16 protein-coding genes and 3 pseudogenes are annotated in these 14704 nt (G+C 63.8%); 10 read left to right on the top strand and 9 right to left on the bottom strand.

The genetic code is table 11. The features are described from left to right. The 3 genes and pseudogenes from gyrB to QNJ43_RS25590 all read right to left on the bottom strand — a co-directional run. Positions 1 to 2369, bottom strand: a 2369-nt coding sequence (gyrB, locus tag QNJ43_RS25580; protein WP_300474639.1) for a DNA topoisomerase (ATP-hydrolyzing) subunit B, incomplete at its 3' end; no start/stop codon positions are given. Between the two features lie 224 nt (positions 2370 to 2593). Further along, complete coding sequence (locus QNJ43_RS25585; RefSeq protein WP_300474641.1) at positions 2594 to 3205, bottom strand: LysE family translocator; 612 nt, start codon at positions 3203 to 3205, stop codon at positions 2594 to 2596. Positions 3206 to 3345: 140 nt separating this feature from the next. After that, positions 3346 to 4321 (bottom strand): annotated as a pseudogene (locus QNJ43_RS25590) (2-hydroxyacid dehydrogenase). Between the two features lie 187 nt (positions 4322 to 4508). Between QNJ43_RS25590 and QNJ43_RS25595 the strand changes: the two are divergent. Continuing rightward, positions 4509 to 5565, top strand: a pseudogene (locus QNJ43_RS25595) (MaoC family dehydratase). Between the two features lie 130 nt (positions 5566 to 5695). Here the strand turns inward: QNJ43_RS25595 and QNJ43_RS25600 are convergent. Continuing rightward, positions 5696 to 6196 (bottom strand): FxsA family protein, encoded by a 501-nt coding sequence (locus QNJ43_RS25600; protein ID WP_300474644.1) that lies wholly within the window; start codon positions 6194 to 6196, stop codon positions 5696 to 5698. 284 nt (positions 6197 to 6480) lie between these two features. Between QNJ43_RS25600 and QNJ43_RS25605 the strand changes: the two genes are divergently transcribed. The 4 genes from QNJ43_RS25605 (at position 6481) to QNJ43_RS25620 (ending at position 9649) form a co-directional block, all read left to right on the top strand. Then, entirely contained in the window at positions 6481 to 7218 is a 738-nt protein-coding gene (locus QNJ43_RS25605) for a Tim44/TimA family putative adaptor protein (RefSeq protein ID WP_300474647.1), read from the top strand. 133 nt (positions 7219 to 7351) lie between these two features. Then, on the top strand, positions 7352 to 8653 hold the full coding sequence (locus QNJ43_RS25610) for an MltA domain-containing protein (RefSeq protein ID WP_300474649.1): 1302 nt from the start codon (positions 7352 to 7354) through the stop codon (positions 8651 to 8653). Then, a complete protein-coding gene (locus tag QNJ43_RS25615; RefSeq protein WP_300474651.1) occupies positions 8650 to 9255 on the top strand; it encodes a Smr/MutS family protein in 606 nt (201 codons plus the stop codon). The genes QNJ43_RS25610 and QNJ43_RS25615 overlap by 4 nt, the downstream gene beginning before the upstream one ends. A 22-nt stretch (positions 9256 to 9277) precedes the next feature. Further along, positions 9278 to 9649, top strand: coding sequence for a helix-turn-helix transcriptional regulator (locus QNJ43_RS25620; protein WP_300474653.1), 372 nt, complete (start codon positions 9278 to 9280; stop codon positions 9647 to 9649). Positions 9650 to 9986: 337 nt separating this feature from the next. On the opposite strand, the gene QNJ43_RS25625 is transcribed toward QNJ43_RS25620, so the two are convergent. From QNJ43_RS25625 to QNJ43_RS25645, 5 genes are all read right to left on the bottom strand, one after another. Further along, a complete protein-coding gene (locus QNJ43_RS25625) occupies positions 9987 to 10580 on the bottom strand; it encodes an HAD hydrolase-like protein (RefSeq protein WP_300474655.1) in 594 nt (197 codons plus the stop codon). 29 nt (positions 10581 to 10609) lie between these two features. Further along, positions 10610 to 10843, bottom strand: a complete 234-nt coding sequence (locus tag QNJ43_RS25630) for a hypothetical protein (protein WP_300474657.1) — start codon at positions 10841 to 10843, stop codon at positions 10610 to 10612. A 421-nt stretch (positions 10844 to 11264) separates the two neighbouring features. Continuing rightward, a complete protein-coding gene (locus QNJ43_RS25635) occupies positions 11265 to 11411 on the bottom strand; it encodes a hypothetical protein (protein WP_300474659.1) in 147 nt (48 codons plus the stop codon). 27 nt (positions 11412 to 11438) lie between these two features. Beyond that, positions 11439 to 11678, bottom strand: a complete 240-nt coding sequence (locus tag QNJ43_RS25640; protein WP_300474661.1) for a hypothetical protein — start codon at positions 11676 to 11678, stop codon at positions 11439 to 11441. Further along, on the bottom strand, positions 11644 to 12321 hold the full coding sequence (locus QNJ43_RS25645; protein WP_300474663.1) for an inorganic diphosphatase: 678 nt from the start codon (positions 12319 to 12321) through the stop codon (positions 11644 to 11646). Before QNJ43_RS25645 ends, QNJ43_RS25640 begins: the two co-directional genes overlap by 35 nt. A 497-nt stretch (positions 12322 to 12818) precedes the next feature. Between QNJ43_RS25645 and QNJ43_RS25650 the strand changes: the two are divergent. The 5 genes and pseudogenes from QNJ43_RS25650 to QNJ43_RS25670 all read left to right on the top strand — a co-directional run. Then, positions 12819 to 13067 (top strand): annotated as a pseudogene (locus QNJ43_RS25650) (EamA/RhaT family transporter); the annotation flags it as partial. Positions 13068 to 13182: 115 nt separating this feature from the next. Then, the gene (locus QNJ43_RS25655) at positions 13183 to 13377 is read left to right on the top strand and encodes a hypothetical protein (RefSeq protein ID WP_300474739.1); all 195 of its coding nucleotides are present in this window, start codon (positions 13183 to 13185) and stop codon (positions 13375 to 13377) included. A gap of 24 nt (positions 13378 to 13401) precedes the next feature. Beyond that, complete coding sequence (locus tag QNJ43_RS25660) at positions 13402 to 13656, top strand: hypothetical protein (RefSeq protein WP_300474741.1); 255 nt, start codon at positions 13402 to 13404, stop codon at positions 13654 to 13656. A gap of 170 nt (positions 13657 to 13826) precedes the next feature. Continuing rightward, positions 13827 to 14465, top strand: coding sequence for a LacI family DNA-binding transcriptional regulator (locus QNJ43_RS25665; protein ID WP_300474665.1), 639 nt, complete (start codon positions 13827 to 13829; stop codon positions 14463 to 14465). After that, positions 14462 to 14671: a substrate-binding domain-containing protein gene (locus tag QNJ43_RS25670; RefSeq protein WP_300474667.1), complete on the top strand. Its 210-nt coding sequence runs from the start codon at positions 14462 to 14464 to the stop codon at positions 14669 to 14671. The genes QNJ43_RS25665 and QNJ43_RS25670 overlap by 4 nt, the downstream gene beginning before the upstream one ends. The last annotated feature ends 33 nt before the right edge of the window (positions 14672 to 14704 follow it).

Below are 14704 nucleotides of genomic sequence, written 5' to 3' on the forward strand. Positions count from 1 at the left end.
ACCACGTCGCCCATCAGCTTGGTGAAGAGGTCATCGGCCTCGGCCATGTCCTCGACCCGCACCTGCAACAACGTGCGCGCATCCGGGTCGAGCGTGGTTTCCCACAGCTGGTCGGGGTTCATCTCGCCCAGGCCCTTGTAGCGCTGCAGCGACAGGCCCTTGCGGCCGAAGCTGAGCACCGCATCATGCAGCGCGCGGGAACCGCGAATGAGGGTCGCCGTGTCCTTGCGCTTCAGCGTCGCCGCCTTGGCGTAAATCTCGAACAGGTGCTCGTGATAGCTGTTGAGCTTGCGGGCATCGGCGGAATCGAGCAGCGCGGCATCGATGACCGCGGCCTCTTTCACGCCGCGCAGCGTGCAGGTGAAGACGAGCGATCCGTCGTCGCGCGCCTCGCCTTCCCAGCCCTTTTCGAATTCCTCGGCCAGAATGTCGAGGCGACGGGCGATGTAGGCGGCCGCTTCCTTTGCCTTTTCCCGGTCATCCAGAATGACCGGCGACAAGGCACCGGCAATCGCCGCCTGCTCGACCACGCGGCGATCGTAACGCGAATGCAGGCCGTCCAGAACCGATGCGATGATCCGCGACTTCTCCACGACGGCGCGCAGGTTCTCGCCGGAGCGCACTTCGCCATTGTTCAGCGTCAGGCTGGTTTCTTCAAGACCGGTGGAGATCAGGAAGTTCTCCAGCGCGGCCTCGTCCTTCAGGTACTGTTCGGAGTTGCCGCGCTTGACCTTGTAGAGCGGCGGCTGGGCGATATAGATGTGCCCGCGCTCCACCAGTTCCGGCATCTGACGGAAGAAGAAGGTGAGTAGCAGCGTGCGGATATGCGCGCCGTCCACGTCAGCATCGGTCATGATGATGATCTTGTGGTAGCGCAGCTTTTCCGGCGTGAACTCTTCCTTGCCGATGCCCGTGCCGAGCGCGGTGATCATCGTGCCGATTTCGTTCGACGACAGCATCTTGTCGAAGCGCGCGCGCTCCACGTTGAGGATCTTACCTCTGAGCGGCAGCACGGCCTGGTTTTCGCGGTGGCGGCCCTGCTTGGCGGAGCCACCTGCCGAGTCACCCTCGACGAGGAACAATTCGGCCTTCGTCGGATCGCGCTCCTGACAGTCGGCGAGCTTACCGGGCAGCGAAGCGACGTCGAGCGCGCCCTTGCGCCGTGTCAGATCGCGCGCCTTGCGCGCCGCCTCACGGGCGGCAGCGGCCTCCACCACCTTTCCGACAATGATCTTGGCGGGGGCGGGATGCTCCTCGAACCAGTCAGACATGGCCTGGTTGATGGCGTTTTCGACGACCGGGCGAACCTCGGAGGAAACGAGCTTGTCTTTGGTTTGCGACGAGAATTTCGGATCCGGCACCTTGACCGACAGGACGCAGGTAAGTCCCTCGCGGCAGTCGTCGCCGGACAGGCCGACCTTTTCCTTCTTGGTCAGGCCCGAGTGATCGGCATAGACGGTCACCTGACGCGTCAGGGCACCGCGGAAGCCCGCCAGATGGGTGCCGCCATCGCGCTGCGGAGTATTGTTGGTGAAGCACAGCACCTGCTCGTGGTAGTTGTCGTTCCACCACAGCGCGGCTTCCACCGTGATGCCGTCCTTCTCCGCACTGATGACGATTGGATCCTCGATCAGCGGATGCTTGGCGCGGTCGATGTAGCGCACGAAAGCTTCCAGCCCACCCTCGTAATGCAGTTCCTCGGAGCGCGGCTCCACACCGCGATTGTCGGTCAGGCGGATGCGCACGCCGGAATTCAGGAAGGCCAGCTCGCGCAGGCGGTGTTCCAGCGTGTCGAAATCGAAGTCGAGCTTGGTGAAGGTTTCCGACGAGGGATGGAAGGTCACCTCGGTGCCGGTCGCATCGCCCGCATCGCCAATCACCTTGAGCGGCGCATCGGCGACGCCGTGCGTGAAGCTCATCTCGTGGATGTGGCCATTGCGCGCAATGACGAGCTTCAGCGAGGTCGACAGCGCGTTCACCACAGAAACGCCGACGCCGTGCAGACCGCCGGAGACCTTGTAGGAATTCTGGTCGAACTTACCGCCGGCATGAAGCTGGGTCATGATGACCTCGGCCGCCGACACGCCTTCCTCGTGCATCTCGGTCGGAATACCGCGGCCGTTGTCCTTCACGGAGACCGATCCGTCGGCATTCAGGGTGACCGAAACCAGGTCCGCCCAGCCCGCGAGCGCCTCGTCGATGGCGTTGTCGACCACCTCGTAGACCATGTGGTGCAGGCCGGAGCCATCGTCGGTATCGCCGATGTACATGCCAGGACGCTTGCGTACGGCATCCAGGCCCTTGAGGATCTTGATGGAATCTGCGCCATAGTCGTCCGCGCCATTGCCGTTCTTCGGAGTATCGTTCATGCGAATCAGCGACCTGCAATCTGAATGTGATGGTTAGGTTATAAGGGCTTCGCGCGCGGGTTCAACATGAGGAGAACCCGTGGAAATATCCATGTGAACACGCAAGACACCGAGCACAGGGACAATGCCGAACACGGCTGTCGGGAGAAGGAAGTTCAGCCCCTTCCTGCGAGCCCCGCCCGATGGCCCTTCATGGCGCGGAAAATCGGCATTGTTGCGGCGTTTCAACGGGCCGCGATCACCGCCGCAGCCCCCGCCATGACCGCCCCCACTCTCCGGTTGAGCCGACGCACCGCCTTCGGCATGGAGAACAACCTGCGCGCCCAGTGCGCCAGCAACACATAGCCGCTGAAGACCACGCTCAGGACCACAAAGATGGTGACGACGAGTTCGGTATAGGCGAGCGGCGTGATCCGCTTCAGGTCGAACAGGTTGGGCATAAGCGCCAGGTAGAAGACAATGGCTTTCGGATTGCCAAGCGTCACCGCGATCCCGCCAATGAACAGGCGACTCGGGCTCTCCGCCGACGGGGTCGGCATGTAGATGGCGCCCGCCGGGGTCGTCCACATCTTCCACGCCAGATAGAGCAGATAAAGCGCGCCCGCATAGCGCACGACCAGGAAGATCGACGCGAAGGTGTGCGCGATGACGGCAAGGCCGAACACCGCGATCGACAGCCACACCGCATCCCCCAGCATCATGCCGCAACACAGGGCGACCGCACCCTTTCGCTCGCATACCAGCACGCGCCCGACAATGGCCGCAATGCCTGGTCCGGGCGCGACCGCGGCGACGAAGAGCGCAGCGGCGAAGATTGCGAGATCTATCCAGTTCATCGGAATAATTCATCGGGGCCGACAGGGCCCGGCTATCCGCCGGTTGGCCCGAAGCTCGTCTCGGGGCGGAGTTCAGCGGGTTTACCCCATTTTCCCCGCCCTTGACCATTCCCTCGCGCAGGACCACGCGCGAACCCGCCTCAGGATACGGCGGGAACGGGCGTCTCGGGCACTGGCGTGAGCACACGCCCCTCTTTCAGCCAGGCTGAGATGTTGTCGACGACGAGCTGCCCCATCGCCTCCCTCGTGCAGATCGAGGCGGAGGCCACATGCGGCAGCAGCACCGTGTTGGGCAAGTCGATCAGCGCCTGCGGCACGTTCGGTTCGGTCTCGAAGACATCAAGCCCAGCACCTGCGATCGTGCCACGCCCAAGAGCCTCGATCAGCGCGGCCTCATCGACCACCGGACCGCGCGGCCGACATTGATTGATCAGATATCCGTCGCTCCCCAGCGCTTCCAGAATACCCGCATCGACCATGTGATGGGTTGCCGCCCCGCCCGGCGCAACCACCATCAGCACGTCGCTGGCCTCCGCCAGGCTCTTCAGATCTGCGTGATAGGTATAAGGGCACGCCCGCCTGTTCATGGCGCCCGTGATAGCGGATTTCCATGCCGCAAGCTTCCACCCGGCGCGCAATCGCCTTGCCGATGCGACCGAGCCCGAAAATGCCCAGCGTTGCGCCCTGCAACGATCCGCGGGCGAGCGGATAGAGCCCCTCGCTCGTCCAGCGGCCTTCGCACAGGTGGTGTTCTGCGACGTTCAATTCGCGCACCGCCATGATCATCAGCGCCAGCGCGATATCGACGACCTCTTCGGTCAAGACGTCCGGCGTGTTGGTGACCACGACACCGGCTTCGGCCACCGCCTTCACGTCCACGCCGTCATAGCCGACGCCGAAGGCAGCGATGATCTGAAGGTTCGGCAGAGCCTTGATCGTCTCCCGGTCCACGCCCGCAAGACCGCAGGCCGCAGCCTTGAACCGGCCGCCCTCGGCAACTAAGAACCCGGCGCGATCGGCCTCCTGTTCAAGCTCCACAACGTCGTAACGCTCCTTTAGCGTCTTGACGACAAACGGCATCATCCGCCCGATGACGAGCACTTCCTGACGGCTCATGTTCCCCTCACAAATCTCTCTAAAGCCTTTGAAGGCTAGATCGTTTCACGGTCGAGCGAAAGGCATACAAAGGGGCGCATGCGCCCTGTTTCGCGCCCGATTGCGAGGCCCGACAGAAATCCTCTTGCGTTGCACTGCGGCAAGGCTCTAAATCGCCCCTACGGAAACCGGCTGGTGGGAGTGAGACATGTCGGACAAGACGAATGCGGGTAATTTCTTTGAAGATTTTCAGCTCGGCCAGATTTTGCGCCATGCCACGCCGCGCACGGTGACGGAGGGCGATGTCGTCCTCTATACCGCGGTCTACGGCCCCCGCTTCGCTGTCCAGTCCTCCGACGCGTTTGCCGAAAGTCTCGGCTATGATGGCGCGCCGATCGACGACATGCTCGTCTTCCACATCGTCTTCGGAAAGACCGTGCCGGACATCTTGCTCAATGCGGTGGCCAATCTGGGCTATGCGGGCGGGTGGTTCCTGGCCTCGGTCTATCCCGGCGACAAGCTGTCATCCGTCTCCGAGGTGATCGGCCTGAAGGAAACCTCCTCGGGCAAGACCAGCGTTGTCTATGTGCGCTCCACCGGCTACAAGGCCGACGGCACGCAGGTGCTCGATTACGTGCGCTGGGTGATGGTGAGGAAGCGCGACGAAGCCTCGCCCGCTCCTGAATTGACCGTGCCGGAGCTGCCCACGGCCCTTGAGCCCGATGCGCTGGGCGATGCGGTGCCGCTTCTCGATACGGCCGAATGGGACGGAACGCTCGTCGGCAGCCCGCACCGTTTCGACGACTATGCGGTGGGCAAGAAGATCGACCACGTCGACGGCATGACGGTGGAGGAAAGTGACCACATGCTGGCCACCCGCCTCTACCAGAACACTGCCAAGGTGCACTTCAACCAGTTCACCGAGGACCAGGGGCGGTTCGGACGGCGGCTGATCTACGGAGGTCATGTCACCAGCCTGGCCCGCGCGCTGTCCTTCAACGGGCTTGGCCCCCGCCTTCCACGTGGCGGGCATCAACGGCGGACGCCACGTGGCACCGCTTTTTGCGGACGGCACGGTCTTCGCGTGATCGGAGGTGCTCGACAAGGCGCCGATCGCCGGGCGCGAGGATATCGGAGCGCTACGGATCCGCACGGTCGCCACCGTCGACCACCCCTGCGCCGATTTCCCCGACCGCGACGCGGAAGGGCGCTACGACCCGTCCGTCATTCTCGATCTCGACACCTGGCAGTTGCTGCCGCGATAGAGGGAGAGGGGCGGGGATCGCCTCAGGAGCGGCATCCAAACGCCGCTTCCGAGCGATATTCGTGTGCGGTTCGACAAATCGGCACCCGCACACCTGTCATCCCGAAGTACGGGCGACGCATTCCAGCCGCTCAGTTCAGCCGCCGATTGTTGTTCAACAGGGTTTCGGAATCGCCGGACTTGCGGCTCCATTCCTCTTCATCAAGATCGACAACCGGATCTCCCGGTCCACGCCGCCCCGGACCGTGCGGACCGCCGCGGCCCATTTCCATCACCACGACATGGCGGGCGATGAAGCGCCACAGCGCGGAGCGGATGGCGGGCACGAACAGTAGAAAGCCGATCGTGTCGGTCACGAAACCGGGTGTCAGCAGCAGGACGCCCGCGACCAGAATCATCGCGCCGTGGCCGAGTTCGGCACCGGGAATGCGCCGGGCCTCCGTTTCCGCGCGAATGCGCGCAAGAAGCGAAAAGCCCTGATAGCGCAGCAGTGAGGTGCCGATGACGGCGGTCACAAAGATCATCGCCAGCGTCGGAAAGAGCCCGATAAGACTGCCGACCTGAATGAAGACGGCGATCTCGAGGATTGGAATGCCCAGAAGGGCGATTGGCAGTAGCAGTCCCGGTCTCATCGTGCCTCTCAAGTGTTCCCGCGTTACATAGGTGTGCAAGCGCCGCGACGCCAGCCAAGGTCGGCGAAACGCTTACTTTTAAAAACAAAATGGAAAATTTCCCGATGGTTTCGCCACCTTTTTGCATCAAACGGCACGCGGGGCTTGTGCTGGGCGTTGGATGCTGGTTCAAGAGGACTTACATAAATGGAAGAAAACGGTGACGGAACCGGTAACAATGCCGCCGGTGTGCCGCTGGGAGGGGCACCGTCATCACCTGAAGACAGCACAGCCGGTAACGGGACATGAGTGGTTTTCTTGACGTCTACAGCATCATATTCCTCGTACTGGCCGTCGTGATCCTGTTCAAATTGCGCAGCGTTCTCGGTCGGCGCACGGGCAGTGAGCGTCCGCCCTTCGATCCCTATTCGCAACGCGGACGCGACAATGGCGACGCATCCCACGAGGCAGGAGAGGCGCGCGATACCAACGACAACGTGTTGCCGCTGCCCTCGCGCGGCGAGGAGGCCGACGCGCGCCATGAGGAGATCGCGGAGCAACGGCTTGAGAAGGTCGCACCTGCGGGCAGCGCGCTCAACGAGGCGCTCCGCTCCATCATTTCCTCCGACAGGTCCTTCGACCCGCGCAATTTCGTGGAAGGCGCCAAGGCCGCCTACGAGATGATCATCACGGCCTTCGCCGGCGGCGATCGCAAGACGCTGAATACCCTGTTGTCGAAGGAAGTCTACGATGGCTTCGTCGCCGCGATCGCCGATCGCGAGTCGCGCAAGGAGACGGTTTTCTCCACCTTCGTCGGCATCGACAAGGCGGAAATCGTGGAAGCCACGCTGAAGGAAAACATCGCCCAGGTGACGGTGCGTTTCCGCTCCAAGCTGATTTCCGCCACGCGCAACGAGGACGGCGCCATCATCGAGGGCGATCCCAACCAGGTCGTCGACGTCACCGACATCTGGACGTTTGCGCGCGACGTCACTTCCCGCGATCCGAACTGGAAGCTGGTAGCCACCGAAACGGCGGACTGACATGCTGAAAGCTGCGCGGAGGCTCCCTCCTCCGTCGCCCAGCCCGGATCGCGGCCGCGCGAACAGGGCCAGGTCGCAGGCGTTTTTCCGCACACGGAGCGCGTTCGCCGCAACATTGCTCATCGCCGGTGGCGTGGTCGCGGCTGCGGCCGAGGCAAGCGTGCGCGCAGGCGGCGAAACGCCAATGAACGAGACGGCGACCTTGAACGCTTCGAACGATCCGACCTCGCCCGACAAAGGGGCGCCCTCCACCGGGATCTCCGGCCTCGCGGCGGAGATGCGCGTTGCCGCGGCCGACGGCGTTCGCACCGTTGTGCCGGGTATCAGCATCGAAGCGATTTCCTTTTCCGACATGCCCGGCTGGGCCGGCGACGATCAGCGCGCCGCGCTTCATGCCTTTCTTGTGGGATGCGAAAAGCTCCGCGACCGTTTCGCGGGGCTCGGCGTTTCCGGCCGCGATCTGGCTGCCCTTTGCGGCAAGGTGAACAAGGCGAAAGGCTCGCGTGCAGCGGCGCGGGCCTTTTTCGAGCGCGAATTCGTGCCCGTGTGGCTTTTCGACAAGGGCGCGCCGCTTGCCGGGTTCGTCACCGGATATTTCGAACCCGCGATCCCCGGCAGTCGCGTGCGCACCGACCGGTTCACCGTTCCGCTTTATCGAAAACTGGACGATCTGGTGAAGATCACCGCCGCCGAGCGCCGCACGGCGACTGCGGCCGGTATCGATCCGGAATATGTCTTTGCCCCACGCACCGCGACTGGCGGGCTGACCGAGTATCCCGACCGCCCGGCCATCGAGGCCGGCGCCCTTTCCTGCCGGGGGCTGGAGATCGCCTGGGTGGAGGACCCGATCGATGCGTTCTTCATCCATGTTCAGGGTTCCGCCCGGTTGCAGCTTGCCGACGGCTCCGTCATGCGGCTCGCCTATGCGGCCAAGAGTGGCCAGCCCTATACGGCCATCGGCCGGATCCTGATCGCGCGCGGAGAGATCGCGCGCCAGGACATGACCATGGAGACCCTGCGCGCCTGGCTTGAGGCCCACCGGAACGAGGCCCGCGCGCTGATCGATTACAATCGCTCCTTCATCTTCTTTCGCGAGATGGAGGGGGACGCCGATGCGGGGCCGGAGGGCGCGGCGGGCGTGCCGCTGACGCCGGGCCGCTCATTGGCCGTTGACCGCAAACTCCATGCCTTCGGCACGCCGATCTATGTGGAGGCCGACCTTCCCAAAACCGCCGGTGGGCATTTCGCCCAGCTGATGATCGCGCAGGATACCGGCTCGGCGATCGTGGGGCCTGCGCGCGGCAACATTTTCGTCGGTACGGGTGTGCAAGCAGGGCGCCTGGCGGGCGAGATCAAGCATGGCGCCCGATTCACCGTTCTGGCACCGCGCGGTTCGCGCCTTGCCCGAGCCTCCGCCCAGGGAGAGCACCGGTGAGCCACGGCGGCAAGAAACGCGGACGGGGCCCGCTGAGCCCGGAAGAAAAGCAGCTCTGGCAGCAGGTCGTCAAAGCCCTGACGCCGCTTCCCGGCAAGAGCTTTCACGCCGAAGAGCCGGAAACCCCGCCTGCCGATCTCAACGGCGAGGTCCCGCCCTCGCCCAAGCGCACGCAGATCGCGCCCAGCGCCTTGCGCCCGCGCTCTTCAACCTCGGCCCCCTCGCGCAAATCCGGCCCGCTTCCTGCGCCGAAGGTTCCCGCGCTCGCCCCGCTCGACCGCCGCATGCGGCAGAAGGTGGCGCGCGGCAAGACCGGTATCGATGCCCGCATCGACCTGCACGGCATGACGCAGGACGAGGCCCATGGCCGCCTCCGACGCTTTCTCTCCACCGCGCAGGTCAAGGGGCACCGGCTGGTTCTGGTGATCACCGGCAAGGGCGGACGGTCGGGGTCGGGTGAGGGCGTGTTGCGGCGTATGGTGCCGATGTGGCTGTCGCGGCCGGAATTCCGCGCGCTGGTCATCGACTTCGACGAGGCGGATATCGGTCACGGCGGAGCGGGCGCGCTTTATGTCCGCGTCCGGCGGACGAAGAAGAGATGAGGGCAATGAGGAGAAGGGAATAATGACGCCGTTCGGCGCGAAATTGCGCGAAATGCGCCGCAAGCGCGGCATTACGCTGAAGGAAATGGCGGAAACGTTGCAGGTTTCCAGCGCCTATCTCTCCGCCCTCGAACACGGCCGCCGGGGACGCCCGACCTGGTTCATGGTCCAGCGCATCATCACCTTTTTCAACGTGATCTGGGACGAGGCGGAGGAATTGCAGCGCCTGGCGGAGGTCTCCGATCCCCGCATCACGGTGGACACGGCCGGACTGGAACCGGAGGCGACCGAACTCGCCAACCTGCTGTCGACCAAGATCGGCGGCCTGTCGAAGGACTCGCTCAACCACCTTATCCATCAATTGCGCGTCGTCGCTGCCAAGGATGGGATTTGAGGGCGGGAGAGGCGCGAGTACCCGTGGCCCATCCTTCGAGACGGCCCTTCGGGCCTCCACAAAATCTGGCCCAAGATGCGCACGTTTTGCTCCTGACTGTCTACCCCGCGTAGGCGGGGATGACATTGTCAGTGGTGCGAACTTCTTTCAATATAACAACGCGATAACGTCATCCTGAGGAGGCGTCGCAGACGCCGTCTCGAAGGATGGGCCTCAGCCCCTCAATGCCCCAAACACTCCCTCACCTCTCGCACACAGCTTCAAGCGCCGACCTGAGCGCATCGAGATCCGCAAACACCCGCCAGCTTTCGTGCAGCACGTCCGGCACGGCGCCCTTTTAGGGCACCAGCGCGACGCTGGTCCCGGCGTTGCATCCCGCCTGACCGTCGGTCTTTGCGGAATCGCCGACGATCCAAACCCGCCTGTCCGCATCGATCGGGGCGTCTGAGAGCGAGAGCAGCCGCAGTACCTCGTGGATCCCGCCGGGATCGGGCTTCTTGCCGACCCGGCCAGATTGGATGCCGACCGTCAGAGGTACATGCAGATCGGCATGGGTGCAGACCACGCGCACGAAATCACGCAGATAGGCATCCTCGGAATTGCTGTGAACGGCATGCGGAATGCCGTGATCTTCGGCAAACCGCAGCAGTTCGGCGGCACCGGACAGCAGGTCGACCGGCATCTCGACGCCACGGGTGCACGCCTCAAACAGCGCCATCGCCTTGCGCGCTAGATCTTCGCGCCCCGGCAGCCGGGTGAAGAAAGCGAGATCGCTTTCGCCGGGAAGAGCCTCGTGCGGCGAGCTCGCCTCCACCCCGTCCTCGCGCCGGATCCGCTCGAATACGGCAGCATCGACGGCGGCGAAATAGGCCGTGCCGTCGATCATCGCGTTGTCCCAGTCGAAGATGAGAGCGGCGGGTTTCGCGTCCATCCGAGTTTTCCAGGTTGGGCCTCGCGGGATCAATGCCCGCTATCGTCATCGGGGGCCTTCGCAACACGGCTCGGCCGTCGGCGGCGCACGGTGACGGCATTCTGCACGAGCACGTCGAAAAAGGAGTCCATCGGATCGAGCGGGTCGATGCAAGCGCGATCCACGGAGGCATGGTGCAGTGGGTCGCCTTCCAGCAGCAGCGAATAGGCGGACTTGTCCAACGGAAACACCGCGCAACGCAGGTCCGGCGCGCATTCATCCATGTGCAGGGAGTTGTCGACGGGGCGATCGAGATCTCCTCCATCTCACGGCGACAGTCATCGGCAAGGCTGGTATTGGCGATGATCGCAGTGCCGATATTGATGCTGTTGGTCGGCGCCCCGAAAGGCCGGTCCTCGGCGAATTTCAGGACGTGAACGCCTTCGAATGCGGCCGCGCAATCTTCCATGAAGGTCTCTAGCTCAGCCATCCGCCCACGCGCTTCGGCAATCCGGCACACCGCCTCACCGGTCACCAGATACGGCCGGTTGCGCCGGTCGGGCCAGATGTTGAAGCCATAATCCACCCAGTTGGTGAGCTGGGTAATCTGGCGCCCGCCGCCCGCAGGCACCAGCCGATCCGGCACGTTGAAGACCTGACACGCCTCATGCGCCTTGGCGACGCCGATGCGTACGAGCCGATCCTTCAGCGCGTCCCCCGGTCGACCCCGTGTTCGACCACCGCCACATGGGCTTCGTCGGCGCGCCGGTACTGGATCGTTCTGAGATCCATCGCGCTGATCCCTGCAACGTTCTCCATCTCGTAATCCTCGTGGTCGACATGGGTGGTCACCACCCCGTGGGCCCGCGCCTGTTTCAGCTAGTCGGTGTCGTTGGAGGCGGTGAAGACCTTGGCGCCGTAGCCCGCCAGCACATCGGCCATACGCAACCGCTCCGCGATCAGCCGGTCGCGGCAATGTCCACACAGACGCGAGCGGCCGATCGCGCGGCCCGAGGCCCGCAACCTGCGCTTCAGCTCGGCGCCAGAGACGATATGGCCGCAATCCGGATCGCCGGGTTTACGGTCAAACAGCGCGCGCACCGGTTCGATATCCTCCACGAACTGCGTCTCGCCGTAGTGGCTCGGCGGTGGTGGAATGAAGAGATGCTGGTGGAGCGGATAAGGTGCTGGCCTCGTGCGTGCTTCCGGCCAGCGGCGCGCAGCGATATCTGTTCATGCCGATGCGGATGATCCGCAGCGCATCGCAGCTGTTGCCCCAGCCATCGAAAATGATGGCATCGCCCGGCCAGTAGCGCGCCAGGAAGGCGTTCATGGCCGCGGCAAGCGGCAGGTCCTCCCCCTCCAGGGTCCGGATGGGCGCGAGATCGCCGATTTCGCGGATATGGGCATGGGCCGGGGTCTCGGGCACGGCGATGATCTTGTCGTCGTTGCTCTCCCAGCCGTCGATGGCGATGAACACGCCGATGGGACGCACGGCGACCTCTTCGCCCGGTTCCCGGACGCGAGAATCCACCACCAGCATGACGTCCAGCGCCTCCCCCTCGTCGCCGAGCGTCTGGGGAAGGCAGCCATAATGCCAATAGGTCGGAACGGGCGGATCGACATCGCCCGCATTGGTGAGCCGCCCAGTCGCAAGGTCGATTTCGAGCTTGCGCGACATGGCTGAGGTTTGCGGGATCTCGATAATCGCGTTCACGAGATCGGGGGCCCGATCCCCGATCGAAAAGACATGCTCCATCATGGCTTCGTTCCGCCCGTATCCGCTCATGCCAGCTTGAAAAACGATGCCGGACGGCGCCGTCCTGCGGCACCGGAAAAATGAACTTGTCGCCCCGCTTTTTGCGAGTGCGCAGAAAATCCCCGCTTCAATGCGGGACCGCACGCACGATCCTGCCCGCAAAACCGGATGACGCAAAGTGATGATTGGACGAAAGGGACCGGAAACCCCGGCTGCGCTGGACGCTGAACCCCTTAATTCCCTTGCGTCATTTATGGTGCATAGCTAATTCTTTCAGTCATGCGTTATATGCAATGGCTGAACCCTCGCCGCTGCTTTAGTGTCTGCCTCAAGCGTCCTCAGAGCCGCACCGCACGACAGCCGCAACCGATACGGCCCACCTCCAGCAATGACGGACTTCCATGATGGGTGAGCCCCGAAGACCGGCCCATTCAGGCATCGACGTCGATCACGCTCAAGCCTTCACGGCCGAAAAGCTGAAGGCACGGCTTGCCGGGATCATGCTGATCGTGGGCGCGGTGGCGCTGTTTTCCTGCCTCGACACCACGGCCAAGTATCTCGGCCAGCATGTGCCGCCACTGGAAATCGTGTGGTTCCGCTTCGTCTCCCACCTGATCCTGGCGATCTTCGCCTTCCGGCTGTGGAAGCGCCGCCACATCGTGCGCACGCGCCGATCGGTGCTGCAGATCCTGCGTTCCTTCGCGCTTCTGAGCTCCACGATCTTCAACTTTCAGGCACTGCAATATCTCCAGCTTTCCGAAACGGTCTCGATCATGTTCGCCGGGCCGTTGCTGATCACGGCGCTGGCCGGGCCGCAGACGATGGGTGGCGATCATCATCGGGTTCTGCGGCGTCCTCGTGGTCATGCGGTTGGGCCTGGGCGGGCTGCACTGGGCAGTCGGCTTTTCCCTGGCGGCGATGGCCTCCTATGCGATCTACGCCTTGCTGACGCGGATCCTCACCGAGACCGAATCAGTCGACGGGATGCTGATCATTTCCGCCGCCGTCGCCATGCTCACCATGACGCCCTCGGTGATCACCGTCTGGGAGACACCGTAGAGCCCCGGCCTGTGGGTGCTGCTGATGGCCACCGGTCTTTTCGGCGGTGCCGGCCACTGGTTGCTCACCAAGGCGCACGCAATCGTGCCCGCCCCCGTGCTTGCGCCCTTTTTCTACAGCCAGATCGTGTGGATGGTCGGCCTCGGCTACATCGTCTTTGCCGATATTCCGGGCTTTACCACCGTTCTGGGAGCCTCGGTCATCGTCAGTTCCGGGCTCTATCTGCTCTACTGCGAACGTCAGATCAGCAAGACGGCGACGCCGGTCCCGCAGGCGTAACAACGCACTTACTGCGCCGCGACAGGACAATTGTCATTGAATTAGTGGGCCCGCAGCGCTTGGATTTGTATTCGTCAATAACGATATGAGCGATCATGGACGGACACGGACCGAGATCCGGAGGACGCCCCGCGGCACCTGCCGCACCGAGCCGACGCAAGCGCCTGACCTTGAGCCATCTGGCCGAGCGGCTGGGCGTTTCCAAGGCGACGCTCTCGCTCGCCTTGCGCAACTCCCCGCTTGTGGCGGATGCGACCCACGAACGCGTGAAACGCGAGGCGGAAGCCGCTGGCTATATCTACAACCGGTCCGCTGCGGCGCTGAGGACGGCGCGCTCCAACGTGGTCGGCGTCGCCGTTCACGACATTCTCAATCCCTATTTCGCCGAGATCTTCGGCGCGCTTGAAAACACGCTGGGCGAAAACGACCAGATCGTCTTCATCTGCAATCATCGTGACGACGTGGAACGTCAGCGCACCTTCGTTCAGGCCCTGCTGCAACACCGCGCCGACGGGTTGGTGCTGTGTCCCTGGGTCGGCACGGACCCGGCCGAAATCAACCATCTGGTGGATGCCGATTTCCTCGTCACGCTGATCTGCCGCGACGTGGAAGGCACGCGCGCCGGTCATTCGCGGCGACGACATCATGGGTACGCGCAATGCGGTGCGTCACCTGATCGCCGCCGGGCATCGCCATATCGCCTTTCTCGGCGGGCGGCGCAGATCCGCGACCGACACGACGGCTGGGTTTCCGCCTTGCGCGAGGCCGGGATTGATCCGGGCACACACAGGTTTATCTGCCTGAAATGATGACCCGGGCCGAAGGGTTTCTGGGGGCGGAAAACCTGCTCGCCTTCGACCCGCGCCCCACGGCTGTGGTGTGCTTCAGCAACATGGTCGGGCGCGGCCTGATCGAGGCGTTGCGCCGCCACGGGGTGGAAGCGGGACGCGACATCGCGGTGGTGGGCTATGACGATGCGCTCGACGCAGCCACCGTCACGCCGTCGCTGACCTAGGTCAACAACGGCGCAGCGGAAATCGGGGCGAAG

Origin of the sequence: Breoghania sp. (assembly GCF_030066895.1) — a bacterium.
Taxonomy (GTDB): Bacteria; Pseudomonadota; Alphaproteobacteria; order Rhizobiales; family Stappiaceae; genus Breoghania.

Bases quoted from the DNA above. Each gene is read 5' to 3' on its own strand.
- QNJ43_RS25585 (WP_300474641.1), bottom strand. From the start codon at position 3,205: ATGAACTGGATAGATCTCGCAATCTTCGCCGCTGCGCTCTTCGTCGCC.
- QNJ43_RS25600 (WP_300474644.1), bottom strand. From the start codon at position 6,196: ATGAGACCGGGACTGCTACTGCCAATCGCCCTTCTGGGCATTCCAATC.
- QNJ43_RS25605 (WP_300474647.1), top strand. From the start codon at position 6,481: ATGAGTGGTTTTCTTGACGTCTACAGCATCATATTCCTCGTACTGGCC.
- QNJ43_RS25620 (WP_300474653.1), top strand. From the start codon at position 9,278: ATGACGCCGTTCGGCGCGAAATTGCGCGAAATGCGCCGCAAGCGCGGC.
- QNJ43_RS25625 (WP_300474655.1), bottom strand. From the start codon at position 10,580: ATGGACGCGAAACCCGCCGCTCTCATCTTCGACTGGGACAACGCGATG.
- QNJ43_RS25630 (WP_300474657.1), bottom strand. From the start codon at position 10,843: ATGGATGAATGCGCGCCGGACCTGCGTTGCGCGGTGTTTCCGTTGGAC.
- QNJ43_RS25645 (WP_300474663.1), bottom strand. From the start codon at position 12,321: ATGATGGAGCATGTCTTTTCGATCGGGGATCGGGCCCCCGATCTCGTG.
- QNJ43_RS25655 (WP_300474739.1), top strand. From the start codon at position 13,183: ATGCGGTTGGGCCTGGGCGGGCTGCACTGGGCAGTCGGCTTTTCCCTG.
- QNJ43_RS25660 (WP_300474741.1), top strand. From the start codon at position 13,402: ATGGCCACCGGTCTTTTCGGCGGTGCCGGCCACTGGTTGCTCACCAAG.
- QNJ43_RS25670 (WP_300474667.1), top strand. From the start codon at position 14,462: ATGATGACCCGGGCCGAAGGGTTTCTGGGGGCGGAAAACCTGCTCGCC.